Source organism: Paraburkholderia hayleyella (genome assembly GCF_009455685.1).
In the GTDB taxonomy this organism is placed as follows: Bacteria; Pseudomonadota; Gammaproteobacteria; order Burkholderiales; family Burkholderiaceae; genus Paraburkholderia; species Paraburkholderia hayleyella.
Map to the genome: position 1 here is coordinate 1,622,569 of NZ_QPES01000001.1, position 22,385 is coordinate 1,644,953.

Here is a 22,385-nt window from a genome sequence, read left to right on the forward strand (position 1 = left end):
GGGTGGGTAGAATTCTCTCACATTGCTTTTGCCCTCTGACTCACAAGACTCCCATGACTATTGGTTTGCGATGGATTTTCCTGCTGCGCGTCAGGCGCGGCTTTGCGTTTTTGGGGCGCACGCTGGCGCTCGCTGGGGCGATGCTGCTGGCCAGTTTGCCGCTGAGCGCACCGGACGCCCAGGCCGCGCACGCGATCGCACAATATGGCAGCCCAAAATATCCGCCTGGCTTTAAGCATTTCGATTACGTCAATCCATCGGCGCCACGTGGCGGCACGCTGGTGCTGGCCAATCCGAACCGCTATACGAGCTTCGACAAGTTCAATCCGTTTACGATGCGCGGCAGCTCGGCACCGGGCATCGGCCTGATGTTCGAGAGTCTGATGACGGGCAGCTCGGATGAAGCGGCGACGGTTTATGGTTTGCTGGCCGATGACGTGCAGGTTGCCCCGGATGGCTTGTCGGTGGTGTTTCATCTTCACCCGCGTGCACGCTTTTCCAATGGCGATCGCGTCACGGCCGACGATGTCAAGTTCTCACTCGATACGCTGAAAAGCCCGCAGGCGGCACCGCAATACTCGGCGTATTTCAGCGAGATTACGCGGGCGGTCGTGCTCGACGCCGCGACGGTCCGCTTCGATTTTCGCCAGCGCAATCGTGAGTTGCCGCTGCTTGCGGGCGGCATGCCGGTGTTCTCGCGCAAGTGGGGCATGCGCCCGGATGGCAGCCGGATCGCCTTCGATCAACTGGCGTTCGAGCAGCCGGTGGGAAGCGGTCCTTATCTGATCGAGCAATACCGCAATGGACGCACGATCACTTACCGGCGCGATCCCCATTACTGGGGAAGCGATTTACCGGTACGCGTAGGCACTTATAACTTCGAGCGCATCACCTACAAGCTGTATTCCGATGAAGTCGCGCGGCGCGAAGCGTTCAAGGCAGGCGAGTACGACGCCATGGTCGAATACGTCGCACGCAGCTGGATCAGGCGCGACGTGGGGCGGCCCTTCGATCGCGGCGAGCTCATCAAGCGGGAGTTTCCGCAGCGCAATGGTTCGAGCATGCAGGGCTACATCCTGAATCAGCGCCGGCCCCTGTTTCAGGATGTGCGGGTGCGCCGTGCACTCGATCTCGCGTTCGATTTTGAATGGCTCAACCGGCAACTGTTTTATGGCCAGTACACGCGGCTGGACAGCTTCTTTGCCAATACCGATTTCCAGGCGAGCGGCCTGCCTTCGGACGGCGAGCGCGCCTTGCTGCAGCCGTGGCGCGCCCAGCTCGATCCCGCGGTGTTTGGCCTGCCGCCCACGCAGCCGGACACGGATGCGCCAGGCTCATTGCGCGCCAACCTGCTGCAAGCGCGTGCATTGCTGGCACAAGCCGGCTGGACCTACCGCGATGGCGCGCTGCGCAATGCCAAAGGCGAGCCGTTCCGCTTTGAGATTCTGGATGATTCGGGTTCCGCATCCAATATGGAGCCCGTCGTCGCACCCTACATCCGCAACCTGAAGAAGCTGGGCATCGAGGCGAGCTATCGCGTTGCCGATTTCGCGCTTTATCAGAAGCGGCTCGATAATTTTGATTTCGATGTCACCTCGATCCGGTTTCCGGATGTCCAGATTCCCGGCACGGAGCAAATGGACCGCTATGGCAGCAAGGCCGCGAGCGAAATTGGCTCGGGCAACCTGATCGGCCTGAAGTCGCCCGTGGTCGATGCGCTGTTGCAAGCGCTGGCACAGGCGCAAACGCGTGAACAACTGCTCGATGCCACTCATGCGCTCGACCGTGTGCTGCTGCATGGCTACTATGTCGTGCCGCATTGGTACAGCGCGATTCACCGGGTGGCGTACCGGCGTGGTATGGCGTGGCCGCAGACTCTGCCGCTGTACTATGCGGCCAGCGACTGGATCACCTCGACCTGGTGGTTCACATCGCAGCCCTGAGCGTTTTCGTTTTTTTAACCGCCTAACCGCCTAACCGCCTAACCGCCTAACCGCCTAACCGCCTAACCGCCTAACCGCTTCTAACCGTTTATTTCCCTACCGAACTGCCGCTTATGTGGAGCTATGTCCTGAAACGCGTGTTGCTGATGATCCCGACGCTGCTCGGCGTGTTGACGCTGACGTTCGTGGTGATCCAGTTTGTGCCCGGTGGGCCGGTTGAGCAGGCGCTGCATGATTTGCGCAAGAACAGCGAGCACGGCATGCCGTTTGGCCTGCGTGCGCACAATGGCGTCGACGCCCAGCAAGTCGCGCAGCTCAAGGCGCTGTATGGCTTTGACAAGCCGCCGCTCGAACGCTATGGGCTCATGCTCAAGCGTTTCGCGCGCTTCGATCTGGGCCAGAGCTACTTTCGCCATGAGAGTGTGTGGGCGCTGATCGTCTCGAAGCTGCCCGTGTCGCTTAGTCTCGGGCTCTGGACGTTTTTTCTGACTTATCTGATTTCGGTGCCGCTAGGCATTGCGAAGGCGGTGCGCCACGGCTCGCGCTTCGATATGGCAACGAGCCTGATCGTACTGGTGGGCTACGCGATTCCCGGTTTTGTGCTGGGCGTGCTGCTGCTGGTGCTGTTCGGTGGCGGGACGTTTTTGCAGCTGTTTCCATTGCGCAACCTGACCTCGGACGACTGGGCGCAATTCAGCCTCATGCACAAGATCACCGATTATCTGTGGCACATCACGCTGCCGGTCGTGGCATCGCTCGTGGGCAGTTTCGCGGTGGTCACGATGCTGACGAAAAACGCCTTTCTCGATGAAATCCGCAAACAGTATGTGCTGACCGCGCGCGCCAAAGGGCTGTCCGAGCGGCGTGTGCTGTGGAAGCACATCTTGCGCAATGCCTTGCTGCCGTTGATCGTGGGCTTTCCCGCCGCGTTTATCGGCGCGTTTTTCACGGGCAGCCTGCTGCTCGAAACGCTGTTTTCGCTCGATGGTCTCGGCTTGCTGTCGTATGAATCCGTAGTGCGGCGCGATTACCCGGTTGTGCTGGGCACGCTCTATCTGTTTACGCTGATTGGACTGGCCACCAAGCTGCTCTCCGACCTTTGCTATGTCTGGGTCGATCCGCGTATCCAGTTCGAGCAGATGGAGTCGAAATGACCTCTACGTTTTCCGCACCGGAGGCCGCCGCCGGTCGTGCCACCAGCGCTTCATGCTCGCCGGGGCGCCGTGTCTGGCGGCGCTTTCGCCAGCAGCGGCTGGGCTACTGGAGCCTGATCGTCTTTACCGTCGCGTTTGTGCTGAGTCTGGCTGGGCCACTCTGGTCCAATGACCGGCCGCTGGTGGTGCGCTATGACGGCCATCTGTATTTTCCCCTGTTCAAAACGTATCCAGAAACCACCTTTGGCGGCGATTTTCCGGCGCCAGCCGATTATCTGGACCCGTACATTCGCCAGCGTTTTTCTGCGCCGGGCAATTTCGCGCTGTATCCGCTCAATCCGTATTACTACGACACGCTCAATTATTTTTCGGCCACGCCCAATCCTGCGCCGCCATCGCGGGAGAACTGGCTCGGTACCGACGACCGTGGCCGTGACCTGTTCGCCCGGCTGCTTTATGGCTTTCGCGTGTCGGTGATGTTTGGCCTTGTGCTGACGCTGATTGGCACCGTGATCGGTATGCTGGCGGGCGCACTGCAAGGTTACTTCGGGGGGCGAACCGATATCGTCGGGCAACGCCTGATCGAAATCTGGAGTGCCTTGCCGGAGCTGTATCTGCTGATTATTTTTGCCTCGATCTTCGAGCCGGGTTTCATCCTGCTGATCGTGCTGCTTTCGCTGTTTGGCTGGATTGGCCTGTCCGATTACGTGCGCGCCGAGTTTTTGCGCAATCGCCAGCAAGACTACGTGCGCGCTGCGCGCGCGATGGGCCTGTCGAGCGCGCAGATCATCTGGCGTCATGTGCTGCCCAACAGCCTGACACCGGTCATTACTTTCTTGCCGTTTCGCATGAGCGGCTCGATCCTGGCGCTGACCAGCCTGGATTTTCTCGGGCTTGGGGTGCCATCGCCCACGCCCAGCCTCGGTGAGCTGCTGGCTCAGGGCAAGGCGAATCTCGATGCCTGGTGGATCTCGCTGTCGACGTTTGGCGTGCTCGTGATGACCCTCTTGCTGCTGACCTTCATGGGCGATGCGCTGCGCAATGCGCTCGACACGCGCATGTCCGCGGTGACGGGTGGGGGAGGCCGCCTGTGAGTTTCGACCGGGTTGAAGACAGGGCGACGGCGGATACGGTGTCGCAGCCGTTGCTGGAGCTTGAGCATTTGCAGGTCAGTTTTGGTGAGACGCGGGCAGTCCGCGATGTGACGCTCACCCTGGGTCAAGGCGAACGGATGGCGCTGGTGGGCGAATCCGGTTCGGGCAAAAGCGTGACCGCGCTGTCGATTCTGCGGCTGTTACATGACGCGCGGGTTCAGGGGGCGATCCGTTTCAATGGCGTGGATTTGCTGCGCCAAAGCGAACGCGCGATGCGCGGCCTGCGCGGCGCTGAGATCGCCATGATCTTTCAGGAGCCGATGAGCGCGCTTAATCCGCTCTATACGATTGGCGACCAGATCGCGGAGACGATCGTCCTGCACGATGCCGTGTCGCAGGCCGAAGCGCGCCGTCGCGCCGTGGCCTTGCTGGCGCGCACGGGGATTGCCGAGCCTGGCCAGCGGGTCAACAGCTATCCTCATCAGCTCTCGGGTGGCCAGCGTCAGCGAGCGATGATCGCCATGGCGCTGGCTTGCCGCCCGCGCTTGCTGATCGCCGATGAGCCGACGACCGCGCTCGATGTCACGATTCGCGCGCAGATCGTTGATCTGTTGCTTGAACTGCAACGCGACGAAGCGCAAAAGCGTGGGATGGCGGTGCTTTTGATTACCCATGACCTGAATCTCGTGCGCCGTTTCGCGCAACGTGTCGCCGTGATGGAGCAGGGCGTGCTGGTCGAAAGCGGCACGGTGGAGCAGGTGTTTGCCACGCCGCAGCATCCTTATACCCAGCGGCTGTTGCGTAGCCGCCCGGAGCGCGCGGTGCAGCCGGTACCGGTTGCCGCACCGGTGCTGCTGGCTGCCCGTGATGTCTCGGTCGATTTTCGCTGCCGCCTGGGCGGCGTGCGCGGCTGGTTTCGTTCGGGATACTCACGGGTGTTGCGGCAGGTCAGCATGACGGTGCGCGAAGGCGAGACGCTAGGCGTGGTGGGCGAATCGGGCTCGGGCAAATCGACCCTGGCGTTTGCCTTGCTGGGTTTGCAACGCACGGCGCAAGGCGTGATCGAGTTTCAGGGGCGTCCGCTGGCGAGCTACCAGGGACGGCAAAAAACGGCGCTGCGCTCTAATTTGCAGGTGGTGTTTCAGGACCCGTATAGTTCGCTGTCGCCGCGCCAGACCATCGAACAGATCGTGGGCGAAGGGCTTGCCTTGCACCGTCCGCAGCTCGATGCGCGAGCGCGCCGCGCCCGGGTGGTGAGTGTGCTGGCCGAGGTGGGGCTCGATTCCGCCGTATTGTCGCGCTATGCCCATGAGTTTTCGGGCGGCCAGCGCCAGCGCATTGCGATCGCCCGCTCGCTCGTGCTGGAGCCGCGCATGCTGATTCTCGACGAACCCACGAGTGCGCTTGATGTTTCGGTGCAGCAGCAGGTGCTCCAACTGCTGCAAGGGCTGCAACAGAAATACAACCTGGCTTACGTTTTTATCAGCCACGACCTGGCCGTGATTGGCGCAATGGCGCATCGCGTAGCGGTGATGCAAAACGGCGTCATCGTCGAAACCGGTGAGGTCGAACAGATTTTTTCCTGCCCAAGCCATCCTTACACCCGGAAACTTCTCGCAGCGGGCCTTGGCGCCTGACTCTGGTTAATTGCAAGGGGAGACCGATTGTATTTTTCTATTTGTTTTGACAGATAAATACTTACTGGCTAGTATCGACCAAACTTTTCCATAGACTAATGATTTTTAGGGAAAATATACCCGCCGATGCAGTATAAATATCTACCCAAAGCTTGCTCGCGCGCTATTGCCGGAATGGTTTTTGGCGTGCTGATCGCAGCAAATTCAAGTGTTTTCGCCGACGATATCGGCACTTATAACCAGAACGCCTCATATTCCCCCTCCGCCGGGTGGAATCCTGATTCATCCCCGTCCTCCAGTTCATCTACCTTGTCCGGCAGTGCTGCATCAGCAGGCCAGTCGAGCAGCGGTGGTGCGCGTTCATTTCTCTCGGGCATGGCCGGCAAGGCAGGCGATGTCGTGGTGGGCGCATTGGGCATGATTGGCGTGCGCTATCGCTGGGGCGGCAATACACCTGAATCCGGGCTGGATTGCAGCGGCTTTGTTCGCTATGTATTTCAGGACACCTTGGGCATGGCCTTGCCACGCCGTGCTGAAGAAATGAGTCGCGTGGGCGAAAAAGTACGCATGAGCGAGCTTCAGCCGGGTGATCTGGTGTTTTTCAACACGATGCGCCGCACGTTTTCACATGTCGGTATTTATATCGGCGGCAACAAGTTCGTGCATTCGCCCTCGACGGGCAGCACGATCCGCGTTGATGACCTCGATAGCGGTTACTGGGAAAAGCGTTTTACCGGCGCACGTCGCATCGAGACCGCGTTTCCCGACGCGCAAGATATGCGTCAGCGTGTGAATGTCACGATCCGGCGCGGGAACATGCAGTAATCCCGCGCAAGTGGGTATGACTTGAGACTTGACCTCTGCGTCGTTGTGAACTGTGCCCCAAACGTTGAATATCAATTCAACGTTTGGGGCACAGTGCGTTGTGCGGCCCTTTCTTCGTTTATTCGACGGTGAATGGCGAGTCTTCCCGGCACACCTCTTCCACGCCAGCCAGTTGTCGATACAACCGTTGTTCCACTTGACCAGATAGCACTCGCCGACCTGTCGGCAGGCTCCGCCCGCTTCGATGCCTGACTACGCGAGCCGAGGCTACATGTTTGTACAAGCCGAACTGATTCATCGCCGCACCTGAAAAACACGCGACCACGATTCCCGGCGCGCTTCACCTGACGGCCACATCGTATTCAGGGGCCACCGCGAGGCTTTACTTGCTGTGTAGCAGCCTAATGCTCCCGGACCCTGATTTAGGAGAGAATGCTCGCCATGAAGAGGTGTCTGATGACCAGACAACGGCGTACGTTTTCCCTGGAGTTCAAACAGCAAGAGGGCTATAGCCATATTGAGGCGAGCCGTTCGGCCGGCGCACGGCGAGACCGTGCTACGTCCAGGGTGCTCACGCCGGATCAGCAACGCATTAAAGAACTTGAGGCGCGCATCGGGCACCCCGAGCGTGAGAAGACCATTTTTAAAAAAGCGACCGCGTTCTTGATGTCGGAAGGGTGCGAACGGACGAAGTAATCGATCAGATTGGTGGAGATGAATCGGTCGAATCGGTCTGTGCAGTATTGGGCGTGTCGCGCAGGTTGATACGTGCACCGGGAGCGTACCTGTGTCAGGTTGGGCATCGCTATCCAACCGGTTAGCGATAATCTGCGAGTGGGGGCCGTCCTTATGAAATGTTCCATCGGGTTTTTTGCCACCATACCTATGGCAGTTTTATTTGTCACGGTGGGACTGGGCTACCTTTTCGGCAAGCTACGAGTGGGCCCCATTCAACTCGGCGGTGTCTGCGGAACCTTGATTGTCGCGCTTGTGCTAGGCCAGACGGGCTGTCAGTTGCATGGCGAGCTGAAAGAGGTTGCGTTCGCGCTGTTCATCTTTGCGATGGGCTATTCAGGCGGGCCGCAATTTTTTGCCAATCTCAATCGCTCGACTCTACGGTATATGGTGTTGCCGCTGATTGAGGCTGTCGTCGTGCTGGCAGTCGTGCTGGCGGCGGTATCGCTGCTCGGCCTCGATGCAGGGACCGCTGCCGGTCTCGCTGCCGGCGCAGCGACCGAATCGGCGGTTGTCGGGACTGCCGCAGAGGCACTCCGGCATCTCGGTCTGGAGCCCTCCGGGATGGCCCGGCTGGAAGCAAACATTGCCACTGCGTATACCCTCACTTATCTGGTGGGCTTGATCAGCATCGTGTTTTTCACGAGCCAGATTGCGCCGGTTCTATTAGGCATCAACCTGCGCACAGCGTCGAAAGAAATGGCCGCCAGCATGGAGGCCGCGACTGAGGACGACGTGGCCAGCCAGCCGGCATTACCACGGATTGTCGGCCGGGCATTTCGTGTTGAAAAAGCGGTGGGGCTGGCAATCGAAGCGCTTGAACATGAGATAGGCGGGCGCACCTTGGTGATTGGTTTGTTCCGCCATGGCGTTGCCGCAGAGCCGACCCCGGGGCAAGTTCTGGTCGCGGGTGATGTTATTGCGCTGATCGGGCGGCGTGATCGCCTCGTGAAGGCGGGCGGACTGATCGGCCCCGAAACACTGCTTCCCGAAGGGCACTCTGATGCCCTCCAACTGGCTCAGCGCGAGGTTATCGTGGGTGAGCGAGCCGTCAATGGCTTCACTTTGAGCGAGCTGTTCCGGACTGGGACATCGATGCATTTGCGAGCCGTGTGGATCCAGCGCGTCACGCGCTCGCATCTCAGCCTTCCGATCACGCCCGGCACGCGCCTTCAATATGGTGACCATGTCACCCTGGTGGGCGTAGAACCTATGTTGAGCGCGGTAGTGCGACAACTTGGAAAAGAAGCGACAACAACCGATGTGACCGACCTCGTCTTTCTGTGTGTCGGCATCCTGCTCGGGCTCGCTGTAGGAAGCCTGACATTGAAAGTCGGGGGTATCCCTCTGTCACTTGGCAGTGGTGGAGGTGCACTGCTCAGCGGGCTCGTGTTCGGCTGGATCAATTTCAGGCGGCCCGCCATCGGAGCGATACCGCAGGCTTCCGTGCAACTGCTGAAAGATTTGGGCCTCGCCACCTTCGTCGCTTGCGTCGGCTTATCCGCCGGACCTGATGCGATCGTGCTGATCCGTGAGCACGGGGCTGTCATCCCACTGATTGGGCTGGCCGTATCACTCGGCCCTGCTTGCCTATCGCTATGGATCGGCCATAAGGTCCTCAAAATCGAAGGCCCGCTGCTCATTGGTGCTATCGCAGGTCAGCATGTCAGCACGCCGGCGATCAGCGCCATCATGGCGAAGAGTCAGAGTTCAGTGCCGTTGCTCGGCTACACGGTGACCTACGCGATAGCCAACGTGATGCTCCCGGTACTGGGCCCGGTTATCGTCGGATTGGCGCACGTCATACGATAGGCCATGCCTGAAGGCCAGATGCCAGACCCACGAGCAACGTCAAATGCCCGCAAACGTGTTCCGTGTTTCAAAAGTGACCTGACTGTTTTTTTTCGTACCACGGGTGCCTGGAGAGTCGTGGCCCCGTGAATCGCCCGGGTTTCCCGGATCAGAGGAACCCTTATTTTCAGATTGGGTTGGCACGAAATTTCCCGGACAGGTCAATCAGGCAAAGCGCACCGGACGCTCGCATTCACTCATGCACGAAGGGCCTGTTCGAGAGGGCTGGGCAGGTATAATCCGGCCTTTGTCTGGCCCTTGTCTGGTCCTTATCCGTCCCGCTGTTTGGGGCTTTGCGCTGTGCCTGGCCATGGGTTGTATGGATTGCATGCGGCCGTCTATCCTTGCCGCGCCTGTATCGGTCATTGTTTGACCTGATGCGCGGTGAGCCCGGGCGAGTGCGCGGATAAACATCCTCCTTCTTCTTTTCCCGCATTTTTCGTGAAATAGCCTTCGAGTAACTGTCCATGACCACCCCTGTTCGCACCCGCTTTGCCCCGAGCCCTACGGGCTTCATCCACCTTGGCAATATTCGCTCCGCGCTGTACCCATGGGCGTTCGCGCGCAAGATGAAAGGCACCTTCGTATTGCGGATCGAAGATACCGATGTCGAGCGCTCTAGCGCGGTTTCGGTGGATGCGATTCTTGAGGGCATGGCGTGGCTAGGTCTGGATTTCGACGAGGGCCCGTTTTATCAGATGCAACGCATGGAGCGTTACCGCGAAGTGTTGCAGCAGATGATCGAAAGCGGGCTGGCTTATCCGTGCTACATGTCGACCGAAGCGCTGGATGCGCTGCGCGAGCGTCAGCGCGAAGCGGGCGAGAAGCCCCGTTATGACGGCACATGGCGTCCTGAGCCGGGCAAGACGTTACCCGAGGTGCCGCCTGGCGTGGAACCGGTGCTGCGTTTTCGCAATCCACTGAGCGGCGTGGTGGGCTGGGACGATGCGGTAAAAGGCCGCGTGGAGATTGCCAACGAGGAGCTGGATGACCTCGTCATCGCACGTCCGGATGGCACGCCGACCTATAACTTTTGCGTCGTCGTGGACGATCTCGACATGCGCATCACGCATGTGATTCGTGGCGATGATCACGTCAACAACACGCCGCGCCAGATCAACATCTTGCGTGCGCTCGGCGTCCAGCCACCGGTCTACGCTCACTTGCCGACGGTGCTCAATGAGCAGGGCGAGAAGATGAGCAAACGTCATGGCGCGATGAGCGTCACGGGTTACCGGGATGCGGGCTATTTGCCGGAGGCGGTGCTGAACTATCTGGCGCGCCTTGGCTGGTCGCATGGCGACGCGGAAATTTTCTCGCGCGAGCAGTTTGTCGAATGGTTCGATCTGGATCATCTGGGCAAATCACCGGCCCAGTACGATCACGACAAACTCAACTGGCTGAACAATCACTACATCAAAGTGGCGGATAACGCGCGCCTGGCGGAACTGGTCCGGCCGTTCTTCGTTGCCCTGGCGCTGGACTCCGCAGCGATAGAGCAGGGGCCCGAGCTGGCTGCGGTGGTCGCTTTGCTGAAAGACCGCGCATCGACGCTTAAGGAAATCGCCGAAAGCGCCGTGATGTTTTATCGCACGCCAGAGCCGGATGCTGAGCTGCTAGCGCAGCATTTGACTGCGGCTGTGCGTCCGGCGCTGGCTGATCTGGCGGCCGCACTTCGTGCAGCGGAATGGAGCAAGGAAGGGATTGCCGCGGCACTGAAGTCGACCCTGAGCGCGCACAAGCTGAAGATGCCCCAGTTGGCGATGCCTGTGCGGCTGGTGGTGGCCGGGACGACCCATACGCCTTCAATCGACAGTGTGTTGCAGCTGTTTGGCCGCGATGTTGTGGTGGACCGGATCGAAAAAGCGCTGGCCTGAATTTGTCATCAGGACGAGCCCCGCGCACGGAATGCTGAAAAATTTACGTGTGCGGTCTCAAAGGGTATTTACAAAGCGCAAATTGCTCACTAGAATCTCGTTTCTGTTCTGCAAGGGGGTATAGCTCAGCTGGGAGAGCGCTTGCATGGCATGCAAGAGGTCAGCGGTTCGATCCCGCTTACCTCCACCATCAGAACAGGTTGTAACGGTTGATGAAGTGTTGAAGTTAAGCAAGGTTAAGTAAGCCCTAAACTTTTAAGTAAAAAACACTTCACAAACTAGGGTAGGAAAGCTAGAATAGCGTTCTTTACTGCTGGCGGTTTTATCTTTCAGGTTTTATTAAGTTTTAACCTGCAAGCTAATTAACAAGCTAACAAGCCAGTCAGTTAATTTGACGATATATATCCGGCAGGCGCTTAAGCAGAAATTTAGGCAAAAGCCTGAGTTTCAGGCGCTGAAAAGATTATGTCCCCTTCGTCTAGAGGCCTAGGACATCACCCTTTCACGGTGAGTACAGGGGTTCGAATCCCCTAGGGGACGCCAAACATCCGCTGCATCAGGGTAACCGGTCGCAGCAGCTTCGCAAGAGCCAACCAACGCTTGCAAGCCATGATGTAAAAACTGGAGCGGTAGTTCAGTTGGTTAGAATACCGGCCTGTCACGCCGGGGGTCGCGGGTTCGAGTCCCGTCCGCTCCGCCAGACTAAGCCCGTTCATGATTGTCTGAGCGGGCTTTTTCATTAAGAAGTCGCACACATTTTTTGTCCCCTTCGTCTAGAGGCCTAGGACATCACCCTTTCACGGTGAGTACAGGGGTTCGAATCCCCTAGGGGACGCCAGACATCCGCCGCGCCAGGGTAATGGGTTGAACGGGGCGCAGCAGCTTCGCAAGAGCCAACCAACGCTTGCAGGCCACGATGTAAAAACTGGAGCGGTAGTTCAGTTGGTTAGAATACCGGCCTGTCACGCCGGGGGTCGCGGGTTCGAGTCCCGTCCGCTCCGCCAAAGATTGAAAAACCCTGCTAAATCATGTATTTAGCAGGGTTTTTGCATTTCAGGGCTGGTAGTAAATTTTGTAGCAATGCATGCTGAATTTGCCCGTCTATGTACGTGGTCGCACGTACTACCTGCATACCCGCATCGCAGGGAAGCAGTTCAAACGCTCCCTTGGTACAACAGATAAGAGTGTCGCTATCATCGGGCACTGGAACTCTTGAAAACGTGTGCGATGGCAATTGATTTGTCCAGGGTCAGGAAATATAAGCTTGACCTATCGAGAGGCGTTGCACGCGCTGATGGTCCTGAAAACCGGTACGAGGCGAAGTTGAACACGGAGAACGAAGAGATTGGCGACTGGCTGCTGCGTATCACGGGCTGCCATCGCAACTGGGGCTTTCTGCTGTGCTACTTCTACCTGCGCAACGTGAAGGGATTGGGCTGGAACCACAAGCGCATTTACCGGATTTACCGCGAGCTGGAACTGAACCTGCGTATCAAGCCGAAGAAGCGCCTGGTGCGGGAGACGCCACAGCCGCTGTCGGTGCCGCAGGCCATCAATGAAGTGTGGTCGATGGACTTCATGCATGACCAACTGGCGGACGGGCGCAGTATCCGGACGCTAAACGTAATTGATGATTTCAACCGCGAGGCGCTGGGCATCGAGGTGGATTTCTCGTTGCCATCCGAGCGGGTGATTCGCACGCTGAAGCAGCATCTGGAATGACGAGGCAAGCCGAAGGTTATCCGGTGCGACAACGGTCCGGAATATCTGAGCGCGGCTATCGTGACGTGGACGCAAAGGCAAGGCATCCGGCTGGAATACATCCAGCCGGGCAAGCCGCAGCAGAACGCGTATATCGAGCGGTTCAACCGGAGTGCGCGATACGAATGGCTGTCGCAGTATCTGTGGGAAGACTTGGAGCAGGTGCGCGAAGCGGCGGCCGACTGGATGTGGACTTACAATCACGAGCGCCCGAATAGGGCATTGGGCGGTTTTACCCCGAAGCAGCGGCTGGCCATGGCCGCTTAGTTTCTACTTCTGCCTGCCTTGGAAAACGGGGGTATTACCGAAACAGCCGATTGTCAAAACAAAATCCTGCCTTGCGCAGGATTTTGTTTTGACAATCGGAATTGGGGCAAGGGACCAAGTTCCATGTATCAGGGAAAATATGATCTGGGAATCAGAATATTGGAAAATGCCGCTCATTAAGTCTGCCGAATATCTTCGGCGAGTTAATCTGAGCGACAGGACGTCCGAACGCACTTTTGTGCGAATTGAAAAGGAGCTATTTCTAGACTTCTACGCAGTTCGCAAGCTACTCGATACATTCAAAGTTTCCGACAGCACTAAGGAGATGAAGTTTGATCTCATGGTGCATTCTGCTATTCGAAACGTTGATTACTTAAATTGGCATCGCTTGGACGAGAATTATGATCTGTCGGTTCACCAATCGGAAATCCGAGATATCCGATTTTTGTGCAATCAATTTATCCATAGCTATGTCTTCGTTGTATCGGAGGCAGCAGGACGATTAGACGGCTTTTTCGTGTCGTCTGATAGAGATAGAAACTCCAAGTGCTATTTTGTCGAAATTGAACACATACTTCACATTTTTCGTACTGTAGGCAGGGACTATCCTTCATGTACAGAATTTACCCGTGACAAAGATGGTCAGTGGATCGGAAAAGTTGAGAAGGCTAAGGAAAGATCCGGTCCTTTCCAGTAAGAGCCTCATAGGCCTCTTTTAGCTCGTTTTCAATTCTGTCTCTTTCTGGTGGCAAGAGATCAAGGAGGGCTGTAGCACACATTCTGAGAAATGCGCTAAGTTCTCCCTCCATGAGCGAAGCGAGTAAATTTCTTTTTTCAGATAGAAAATATAAAGAATCGTACGCCCTCTCCGCCTTTTCTGCGATTTCTGGTTCTTGCTCTGAAAGCTCTATAAGGAGTTTTTCATACCATTTCGTCTTGAACTCAGGTAGCGTCATTTCCAGACTGTCTCTGTCTGCTGAAATCACGCATGACTCATAGCCATGTCTCAGGCATATGAATTGAAATTTAAGATTAGCGCAGTCACGATGTTCGCGTAAAAAATCCAAAATTTTGAAAAATGAATCAATGGATGCGTAATTTTGCTTGATCTCACTCCCTATAACTCGGGCGAATGCATTTTTTCTCGACCTTCTCGCTCTCCTCTTCCTTTTACCTTCCAGGCATTCCTTAAATATGAAAAGTAGGACTGCCGCAATGACAGAGACAGGTAATATCTGAGAAAAATTGATCGTTGCGATGACAGAAGCGAGTGTGGTTTGAATGGAGTCAATCATCGATATTTGCGCTTTTTTTGATATGTTGAGGACGCCTGGGCCATATTGTGTCTGGTCTGATCAGGTAAGACAAGGGCTCATTCCTGCGGTCGTGTGTACGTTTGCAGGCTCATGTGCACCTTGCAGCATGAGAATCAAGCTGAAATACGGGGGTAATGCCCATCCACTACTACAACCACGAACGCATCAGGAGCAAATTAAAAAGCCTGAGTCCCGTGCAATACAGGACTCAGGCCTTGGTAGCCCGCTAGACTCTCACTGTCCAACTTCGTGGGTGCAGTTCTGAAGCGGGCTTTTCGTTTTCCCAGAGAAACCAGCAACGAAAAATAGCGGTTGTCAGCCCATGCGGGCTGCTTTAACTTGGACGAATTCTATTTTCCTTGTGCCGCGCATGGCCGATCCGAACGGCGACTCCTATCCTTTGGGCTTATTTTTGCGTGAAGCCACGGCGGACGATTTCGTGTTTGCCGAAGCGCTGACGTTCGACAACATGGGCGGCTATTACCGGCGGCATCGGCTGCTGTGGCGTGCCGACCTGTTTTTTGCCAGCTGGCGTGAGTCGGAAAATTACATTCTCGAAGCCAGCGGCCAGCCGATCGGCTTGCTGCGCCTCACCGAAGAACACAATTCGCTCCATGTGCGTGACCTGCAAATTGCAAAGACACATCGTTCGCAAGGCGCGGGGACTTACCTGCTCGATGTCGTGCATCAATGGGCGCGCGAAAGAGGGGTGCAGACGCTGCAACTGCGGGTGTTCGTCGATAATCCCGCCATGAACCTGTATTGCCGCAAAGGTTACCGGCCCGTGGGCCCAAGGCTGGCGCGATTGGGCGTGCTCTGGCACATGTCGCGTCGCGTTTGACACGTAACGGGCACTAACGGCCCTGTAACGTTCCGCGAATGAAATGCCACGGTGGCTGGGGCTCATCGCGGGGAGGCACTCGCCGTGACACAGCGATTTCGTTTGCGCCATCGCTTCATCTTGCACGAACACCTGTCTTTCGTTTGCCGCGATACCGGGACGCGCACAAGCCGCCGCCGCGCCCGGTTCGGCGTTTCCGTCTCCATCAGGCTAGCAGGAACGTTTGCTAGCACGGTGTTACCTAAAGAGGCTTTGAGTGATCTTTAAAAAAACGAAACATGATTATTCCACCAGGCGCGAATCTACCCGTTACAGGATTTGAAACGATTTTCGAGAGATCAATAACGATTGCGGCTATCGCTGTTTACTCGTCGCGCCTGGCAATATCCACGATTTATTCACAGGAATTACTTGAAAAATGCAAACCAGCTCGGTAGGTAAACAGAATGTTAACGGTTTCAATCAGTTAAATGAACAAAATCAGGGAGATGATACGGTGCCTCGAGGTATTGGGGGAAATAACTGTACGCTTGCCCCTGCCGGAAATCCTGCTGCGACTATTGGGCCGCAATTATTTCCCACGAATAATATCAATTTGGGTGCCGTGGATCTCAAGGATGCCATTGATTATGTCGATCTGATAGTGAAGCAGAGTAAAGAATTAACAAAAATAAACACTAATTTTTCAAATATATTTAAAAAATTAGTATTTTCGAAGAGGGATTTTGAAATCCTGATAAAATCTCATGATTCTGAAAGTATGGGTGTATTGAAAGATCAATACTTTATTAAATATTGTATGGAAAAATTTAAAAATTTTCAAGAAAAAAATCCTTTTCCAGATGGTATTAAAGATGTAGCTTACGGAAATAAAAATAATCCCGTGATTTATGAAAAATTTGATAGCATAATTAAAGCTAGTGAAAAGTTTGTGCCTGCGGCAAAGCAGTTGTTCGAAGCCGATGGAAAAATAAACAAGTTGCTCAGTGAAAAAATAGAATTGGAACCCATGCTCGATAAATTATGGCGTGATTTTTCCAATGAACCTGCAATGAAAATTGTCATGCAGGAGCTCGACGAATTAGAAAAAATATTAGAGATGACAAAAATTATTCAATTGCTCAATTACTCAATGACTCATCAAGACGCTTAAAAATTTGGATGTTTAAAGCCGGCGTGAGTCTGGCGAATTCACGCCATGTAACGAATTGAGTTGTGCGCTGTTTCCATGCCGCCCGGTTGTCGTGGTCAATTCATCCCGGACATTGGGCGGTAACCGAAATTGCGCCGCTTTTGCCGCAAGAGGCTGAACGGCCCCCCAAATCGCCAGACGGGCATCCAACGTTTGGGGGGCCGTTCAGCCTCTTGCGGCAGCCTTCAAGTCACGTTTTAAATCTCTTCGTACAAAGGCAGCGTGAGGAAGTCCGCAAAATTTTCCGACGTCGACATCGCCTCGAAGATTTGTGCGGCCCGCTCATAAGGGCGGCTGTCGCCGCCGACCTCTACCAGGATTTTCTTCAGTTCCTGCCCCGTCAAATCGCGCACCAGTTCCGCTGTGACCTTGCGGCCATCGTCGAGCTTGCCTTTCGGTGAGCGAATCCACTGCCACACCTGCGAGCGGGAGATTTCGGCGGTTGCCGCATCTTCCATCAGGTTGTGAATCGGCACGCAGCCATTGCCTGTCAGCCACGATCCCAGGTAATGCACCCCGACGTTGATGTTATTGCGCAGGCCCGCTTCGGTGATGGGCGCTTCCGGGCGGAAATCGAGCAGATCATGTGCGCTTACCTGCACATCGTCGCGCTGCTTGCCGATCTGGTTGGGTTGGGTGCCCAGCACCTTGACGAACTCTTCCATGGCGACCGGCACGAGGCCTGGGTGTGCCACCCAGCCGCCGTCGTAGCCATCGCCCGCATCGCGGGCCTTGTCCGAGCGCACACCGTTCATCGCCCGTTCGTTGGCCACCGGATCGTTCTTGATCGGAATCAGCGCGCTCATGCCGCCAATCGCGGGTGCTCCACGACGATGGCAGGTTTTGAGCAATTGCAGCGCATAGGCACGCATGAACGGTACGGTCATCGTGATTTGCGAGCGGTCGGCGAGGCAAAAATTCTTGTCGTTCCTGAACTTCTTGATGGCCGAGAAAATGTAGTCCCAGCGGCCTGCGTTCAACCCCGAACTGTGTTCACGCAGCTCGTACAGGATCTCATCCATTTCGAAGGCGGCGAGAATGGTTTCGATGAGCACGGTGGCGCGAATGGTGCCGCGCGGCAGGCCGAGCACGTCTTGCGCGGCAATGAAAATATCGTTCCACAGACGCGCCTCAAGATGGTTTTCCATCTTGGGCAGATAAAAGTACGGCCCCGAGCCGCGTGCGAGCAGTTCTTTAGCGTTATGAAACAGGTACAGCGCGAAGTCGAAGAGGCCGCCCGAGACGCGCTGGCTGTCGATCAGGACGTGCTTTTCGTCAAGATGCCAGCCGCGCGGGCGAACGATCAGCGTGGCGATGATGTCGTTCAGGCGATAGGACTTGCCGTTTTGTTCCAGCGCGATCGTGCGGCGCACGGCGTCTTTCAGATTGATCTGGCCGTTGATCTGGTTGTCCCAGTTCGGCGTATTCGAATCTTCGAAGTCGCTCATGTAGGAATCCGCGCCGGAGTTCAGCGCGTTGATGATCATCTTGCGCTCGACGGGGCCGGTGATCTCGACACGGCGGCAGCGCAGGTCAGCCGGGAGCGGGGCGATGCTCCAGTCGCCGGCGCGGATGGCCTGCGTTTGCGGCAGAAAATCGGGGCGCTCGCCTGCATCGAGGCGTTTCGTGCGTTCGGCGCGGGCCGTGAGTAGCGCCTGGCGGCGTGGCTCGAACGTGCGATGCAGCCTGGCGACGAATGCCAGCGCCTCAGGCGTGAGGATGGCTTCGAAGCCGGGCTTGATCTCGCCGGTTATTTCCATGCCTTGTGGCAGTGTGCTTGTCATGATTTCTCCTTGGTCGGTCGGATGGTAATGAGGTGGATTGCGGGGTGTGGTGAGTGGGGAAAGGGGCCGTCACGTTTCATGTACATCAGGCGCGGGAAGTGCGGGAAGTGTGGCCAGGGCGGGCACGGCCAGGGCCACGGCTGGACGGCGCGAAGGTTTGAAGAAAGTGTGCCAGGTCGTTCATGCCTTGACCCGTGCCATGAAACGTCACGCCCAGTTCGTCGGCGCGGGCGTGTTGCCGGTTGAGCCAGAACGTGGTGTAGCCGAACCAGCAGGCGCCCACGGCATCCCAGCCATTCGCTGAAACAAAAACGATGTCGCGCGCCGGGGCATTGCCGAACGCACGGGTGCCCAGTGCATAGGCGGCGGGCGCGGGTTTGTAGGCACGGACGGCCTCGACGGACAGCACATGGTCGAAGAGGCCTGTCATGCCCGCGCTTTTGAGTGCGATGTCGAGCATTTGCGGGTTGCCATTGGATAGCACCGCGAGGCCCGGCACCGGGCCGGTAGCGCCTGGGTGCCGCGACTGGCCCAACTGGCCCAGCTGACGCAACTGGCGTAGCGCAGGGAGCGCATCAGGAAACGCGGAGAGGCAGGCATATTCGTCCATTAAGCGTTTTTCGGCCTGGCGCTCGAGCGTCAGGCCGAGGCAGTGCGCTGCATAGCGCAGCGCATCGAGCGTGATATTCCAGAAGGGCTGGTAATGCGTGCCAGCCGGATCGGCGAGCGTGCGCAAATGGGTGTATTCGATCTGCTTTTGCCGCCATAGCTGGGACAGGCTGTCGCCGTGGCCGGGAAACATCTGCTCGGCCGCGGCGACTACCGAATGCACGTCGAAGAGCGTGCCATAGGCATCGAAAATCACGGCTTTGGGCACGAGTGCCGGGATGGCGGACATGGCCATACGCTCCCGAAGAAAGTTCTGCGGATTGTATTAGTGTTCGCATATGCTAAAAAAGTCCCTAATCATCACTTGATCTTTTACTTTCATCAACCTAATCTGGCTGGCGAAATTTCCCTTGCGGCTTTTCTCCTGGATGCCCTGTCATGGCCCGTTTCCGGCAAATCGAGACTTTCGTTGCAGTGGCGGCGCGTGGCAGCCTGTCTGCCGCGGCCCAGGCGGAAGGGGTGGCACCGGCCATCATCGGGCGCCGGATTGATGCGCTGGAGGAGCGGCTCGGCGTCAAGCTGCTGCTGCGCACGACACGCAAGCTGACGCTGACCTTCGAAGGCTCGGCGTTTCTTGAGGATTGCCAGCGCATCATTCACGACATGCAAAATGCCGAAGCCAGCGTGTCGGCCGGCGGGGTGAAGGCGAGCGGCCATCTGCGGGTGTCGGCGCCCGCTGGTTTTGGCCGGCGCCACGTGGCGCCCCTCGTGCCGGCTTTTACCGCGGCTCATCCTGATGTTTCGATCACGCTGGATCTGTCCGATCGCACGGTTGATCTGGTCAATGAAGGTTTCGATTGTGCGGTGCGCCTTGGCGCGTTGCCGGATTCGTCGCTGGTGTCGCTGCGGCTCGGAGAAAACCGGCGCGTCTGCGTGGCCTCGCCTGATTATCTGGCGCGGCGTGGGGCGCCTGCGACGCTCGCGGATCTGGCACGGCACAACTGTCTGGCGCTGGGAGCAAGCGCGAACCAGCAGCGCGGCTGGACCTTCCAGCAAGAAGGCAAGACGGTGTCGATCAAGGTTTCCGGCACGATGGAATGCTCCGATGGAGCGGTTTTGCATGAGTGGTGTCTCGGCGGGTATGGCCTCGCCTGGCGTTCGTGGTGGGAAGTGGGCAGCGATATCGTGGCAGGGCGCCTCGTGAACGTGCTGGAAGCGTTCGAAGCACCGCCTGTGGGGATTCACGCCGTATTTCCGCAACGCCGTCATTTGCCACTGCGCGTGCGGCTCTTTCTCGATTTTGTGAAGCATACGTATGGTCGCCAGGAGTACTGGGGCTAGACTCGCAGGGCATGGCGCTTCAGCGCGCATTCATCCCGGCATTCATGAAACAGGCCATGCCGGCCGCACCTGCGGTACCGGCGCTCTGCCGCTTTGCCGCTTTGCCGTTCTACTCACAGGGGAAACATCATGTTCAAACACATTCTGGTTCCGACAGATGGCTCTGATCTGTCACAAAAAGCCATTGATGGCGCGATTGGCCTGGCGCGCTCACTCGGCGCACGGCTGACGGCCTATGCCTGCCTGCCGCAATATCCGTATGCCTCGTTCTCCGAGGTCGTGATCGAGCCGCCGGTCGATTTTCAGGTGCGTAGCGAGCACGAGGCCCGTTTGCATCTGCGCCAGATCGAAGACGCCGCGCGGCTCGCGGGTATTGCCTGCGAGAGCCAGACCAGCGTGCATCCCGCGCCTTATCTGGGGATTATCGAGGCGGCCGAGCATGGCGGCTGCGATCTGATTTTCATGGCCTCGCATGGACGGCGCGGGCTGGGCAGCCTGCTGATCGGCAGTGAAACCCAGCGCGTGCTGACGCACACCAAAGTTCCCGTCATCGTGTATCGCTAGGCGCCTCGAGCCCAAGCGCGCCTGGCCATACCGGTTTCCCTGCGCGGCTGTCAGGCGACCTTTTTATCGAAGAACTGCGCGTCCTCGGTCGAGCCATGCAACGCCGTGGTCGAGGCATCGCGTTCCACGGTCTGCGTCACGGCATCGAAGTAACCGGTGCCGACTTCGCGCTGGTGCTTGACGGCCGTAAAACCTTGTTCGGCCGCGGCGAATTCCGCTTGCTGCATTTCCACGAAGGCGCTCATCTGCGTGCGGGCATAGCCGTGCGCCAGATTGAACATCGAATAGTTCAGCGCATGGAAGCCCGCCAGCGTGATGAACTGGAACTTGTAGCCCATCGCACCCAGTTCTTTCTGGAAGCGGGCGATGGTGGCGTCATCGAGATTCTTTTTCCAGTTGAACGACGGCGAACAGTTGTACGACAGCATCTTGCCGGGGAACTGTTTGTGGATCGCTTCGGCGAAGTGCCGGGCGTATTCGAGATCCGGTTTGCCGGTTTCGCACCAGACCAGATCGGCATACGGCGCATAGGCGAGGCCACGTGAAATTGCCTGCGCAAGGCCGGGCTTCGTGCGATAAAAGCCTTCGACGGTGCGCTCGCCGGTTAAAAAGGGACGGTCGTTGTCGTCGATATCGGAGGTGATCAGATCGGCGGCTTCGGCATCGGTGCGCGCGATCAGAAGCGTGGGGGTGCCGCAAACATCCGCCGCGAGCCGGGCCGCGGTCAGCTTGGCGATGTTCTCGCGGGTGGGCACGAGCACCTTGCCGCCCATGTGGCCGCATTTTTTCACGGAGGCCAGTTGGTCTTCGAAATGCACGCCCGACGCCCCCGCCTCGATCATCGCTTTCATGAGTTCAAACGCATTCAGCACGCCGCCAAACCCTGCTTCGGCATCGGCGACGATGGGCGCGAAGAAATCGGTGTAGCCCTCGTCGCCGGGATTCTTGTCTTCAGACCACTGAATCTGGTCGGCACGGGTCAGCGTATTGTTGATCCGCTTGACGACAAGGGGGACTGAATTGGCCGGATACAGCGACTGGTCGGGATACATCTCACCGGCCACGTTGGCATCGCCCGCGACCTGCCAGCCAGAGAGATAAATCGCCTTGAGCCCAGCCTTGACCTGCTGCATGGCCTGGTTGCCGGTTAGCGCGCCGAGCGCATTGACGAAGGGTTCGTGGTTGAGGAGGCTCCACAATTTTTGCGCACCGCGTTTGGCCAGCGTGTGTTCGACGCTCACCGAACCGCGCAGCCGGACCACATCGGCGGCGCTGTAACTGCGTGTGACCCCTTTCCAGCGTGGATCGGTGGCCCATTCCTGCTGAAGTTGCCCGGCTTGCTGTTGACGTGACATGGTGTGCTCCGTGGATGGTGGTGAAGGTCAAAAACGAAGAGGAGGGTGAGCCTGGCGTAACGCGGGTGGGGTCTCGGTGGCGGGTGCGGCCCGAGACGGCCCGCTTCGTGAAGTCTTGTATAAGAGTCTAGGGGCGCAAAAGTGCCGAAAACGTGTCTTTCATGAATTTTATTTATATTTTTAATCGTTTTAAATCATGTAGATAAAATCTATTTTTTATAATGAGAAATGCCATTTCC

General features: G+C 57.3%; 16 protein-coding genes, 5 tRNA genes and 2 pseudogenes. 19 read left to right on the forward strand and 4 right to left on the reverse strand.

Annotated features, from left to right (window positions below):
• The first annotated feature begins 140 nt into the window (after positions 1-140).
• The 14 genes and pseudogenes from GH657_RS07315 to GH657_RS07380 all read left to right on the forward strand — a co-directional run.
• Positions 141-1,943: an extracellular solute-binding protein gene (locus GH657_RS07315; protein ID WP_246174134.1), complete on the forward strand. Its 1,803-nt coding sequence runs from the start codon at positions 141-143 to the stop codon at positions 1,941-1,943.
• 113 nt (positions 1,944-2,056) lie between these two features.
• On the forward strand, positions 2,057-3,097 hold the full coding sequence (locus tag GH657_RS07320; protein ID WP_153100100.1) for a microcin C ABC transporter permease YejB: 1,041 nt from the start codon (positions 2,057-2,059) through the stop codon (positions 3,095-3,097).
• Positions 3,094-4,191, forward strand: coding sequence for an ABC transporter permease (locus tag GH657_RS07325; protein WP_153100101.1), 1,098 nt, complete (start codon positions 3,094-3,096; stop codon positions 4,189-4,191). The genes GH657_RS07320 and GH657_RS07325 overlap by 4 nt, the downstream gene beginning before the upstream one ends.
• Positions 4,188-5,828 (forward strand): ABC transporter ATP-binding protein, encoded by a 1,641-nt coding sequence (locus GH657_RS07330; protein ID WP_153100102.1) that lies wholly within the window; start codon positions 4,188-4,190, stop codon positions 5,826-5,828. The genes GH657_RS07325 and GH657_RS07330 overlap by 4 nt, the downstream gene beginning before the upstream one ends.
• 126 nt (positions 5,829-5,954) lie before the next feature.
• Positions 5,955-6,653, forward strand: coding sequence for a C40 family peptidase (locus GH657_RS07335; protein WP_153100103.1), 699 nt, complete (start codon positions 5,955-5,957; stop codon positions 6,651-6,653).
• A gap of 432 nt (positions 6,654-7,085) precedes the next feature.
• A complete protein-coding gene (locus GH657_RS07340) occupies positions 7,086-7,349 on the forward strand; it encodes a hypothetical protein (protein WP_153100104.1) in 264 nt (87 codons plus the stop codon).
• Between the two features lie 153 nt (positions 7,350-7,502).
• Positions 7,503-9,200 (forward strand): aspartate-alanine antiporter, encoded by a 1,698-nt coding sequence (gene aspT / locus GH657_RS07345; RefSeq protein ID WP_153101677.1) that lies wholly within the window; start codon positions 7,503-7,505, stop codon positions 9,198-9,200.
• 506 nt (positions 9,201-9,706) lie between these two features.
• Positions 9,707-11,116, forward strand: coding sequence for a glutamate--tRNA ligase (gltX, locus tag GH657_RS07350; protein ID WP_153100105.1), 1,410 nt, complete (start codon positions 9,707-9,709; stop codon positions 11,114-11,116).
• A 114-nt stretch (positions 11,117-11,230) separates the two neighbouring features.
• Positions 11,231-11,306, forward strand: a tRNA-Ala gene (locus GH657_RS07355).
• A 277-nt stretch (positions 11,307-11,583) separates the two neighbouring features.
• Positions 11,584-11,659: transfer RNA gene (locus tag GH657_RS07360), tRNA-Glu, on the forward strand.
• 80 nt (positions 11,660-11,739) lie between these two features.
• Positions 11,740-11,816, forward strand: a tRNA-Asp gene (locus GH657_RS07365).
• Between the two features lie 62 nt (positions 11,817-11,878).
• Positions 11,879-11,954 (forward strand) — tRNA-Glu (locus GH657_RS07370).
• Between the two features lie 89 nt (positions 11,955-12,043).
• Positions 12,044-12,120: transfer RNA gene (locus GH657_RS07375), tRNA-Asp, on the forward strand.
• 304 nt (positions 12,121-12,424) lie between these two features.
• Positions 12,425-13,144: pseudogene (locus GH657_RS07380) on the forward strand (IS3 family transposase); the annotation flags it as partial.
• Positions 13,145-13,812: 668 nt separating this feature from the next.
• On the opposite strand, the gene GH657_RS07385 reads toward GH657_RS07380, so the two are convergent.
• Complete coding sequence (locus tag GH657_RS07385; RefSeq protein ID WP_153100106.1) at positions 13,813-14,439, reverse strand: hypothetical protein; 627 nt, start codon at positions 14,437-14,439, stop codon at positions 13,813-13,815.
• Between the two features lie 161 nt (positions 14,440-14,600).
• Between GH657_RS07385 and GH657_RS07390 the strand changes: the two are divergent.
• The 3 genes and pseudogenes from GH657_RS07390 to GH657_RS07400 form a co-directional block, all read left to right on the forward strand.
• Positions 14,601-14,690, forward strand: a pseudogene (locus tag GH657_RS07390) (IS3 family transposase); the annotation flags it as partial.
• A 140-nt stretch (positions 14,691-14,830) separates the two neighbouring features.
• Complete coding sequence (locus GH657_RS07395; protein ID WP_153100107.1) at positions 14,831-15,301, forward strand: GNAT family N-acetyltransferase; 471 nt, start codon at positions 14,831-14,833, stop codon at positions 15,299-15,301.
• A gap of 418 nt (positions 15,302-15,719) precedes the next feature.
• The gene (locus tag GH657_RS07400; protein ID WP_153100108.1) at positions 15,720-16,454 is read left to right on the forward strand and encodes a hypothetical protein; all 735 of its coding nucleotides are present in this window, start codon (positions 15,720-15,722) and stop codon (positions 16,452-16,454) included.
• 236 nt (positions 16,455-16,690) lie between these two features.
• Here GH657_RS07400 and aceB read toward each other — a convergent pair whose 3' ends face one another.
• Entirely contained in the window at positions 16,691-18,277 is a 1,587-nt protein-coding gene (gene aceB / locus GH657_RS07405) for a malate synthase A (protein ID WP_153100109.1), read from the reverse strand.
• Positions 18,278-18,362: 85 nt separating this feature from the next.
• A complete protein-coding gene (locus GH657_RS07410) occupies positions 18,363-19,175 on the reverse strand; it encodes a haloacid dehalogenase type II (RefSeq protein ID WP_153100110.1) in 813 nt (270 codons plus the stop codon).
• Between the two features lie 149 nt (positions 19,176-19,324).
• On the opposite strand from GH657_RS07410, the gene GH657_RS07415 reads away from it, so the two are divergent.
• Together GH657_RS07415 and GH657_RS07420 are read left to right on the forward strand one after the other, a co-directional pair.
• A complete protein-coding gene (locus GH657_RS07415; RefSeq protein ID WP_153100111.1) occupies positions 19,325-20,227 on the forward strand; it encodes a LysR family transcriptional regulator in 903 nt (300 codons plus the stop codon).
• 129 nt (positions 20,228-20,356) lie between these two features.
• Entirely contained in the window at positions 20,357-20,791 is a 435-nt protein-coding gene (locus tag GH657_RS07420) for a universal stress protein (protein WP_153100112.1), read from the forward strand.
• 50 nt (positions 20,792-20,841) lie between these two features.
• Here GH657_RS07420 and aceA read toward each other — a convergent pair whose 3' ends face one another.
• Positions 20,842-22,146 (reverse strand): isocitrate lyase, encoded by a 1,305-nt coding sequence (gene aceA / locus GH657_RS07425; protein WP_153100113.1) that lies wholly within the window; start codon positions 22,144-22,146, stop codon positions 20,842-20,844.
• Between the last annotated feature and the right edge of the window lie 239 nt (positions 22,147-22,385).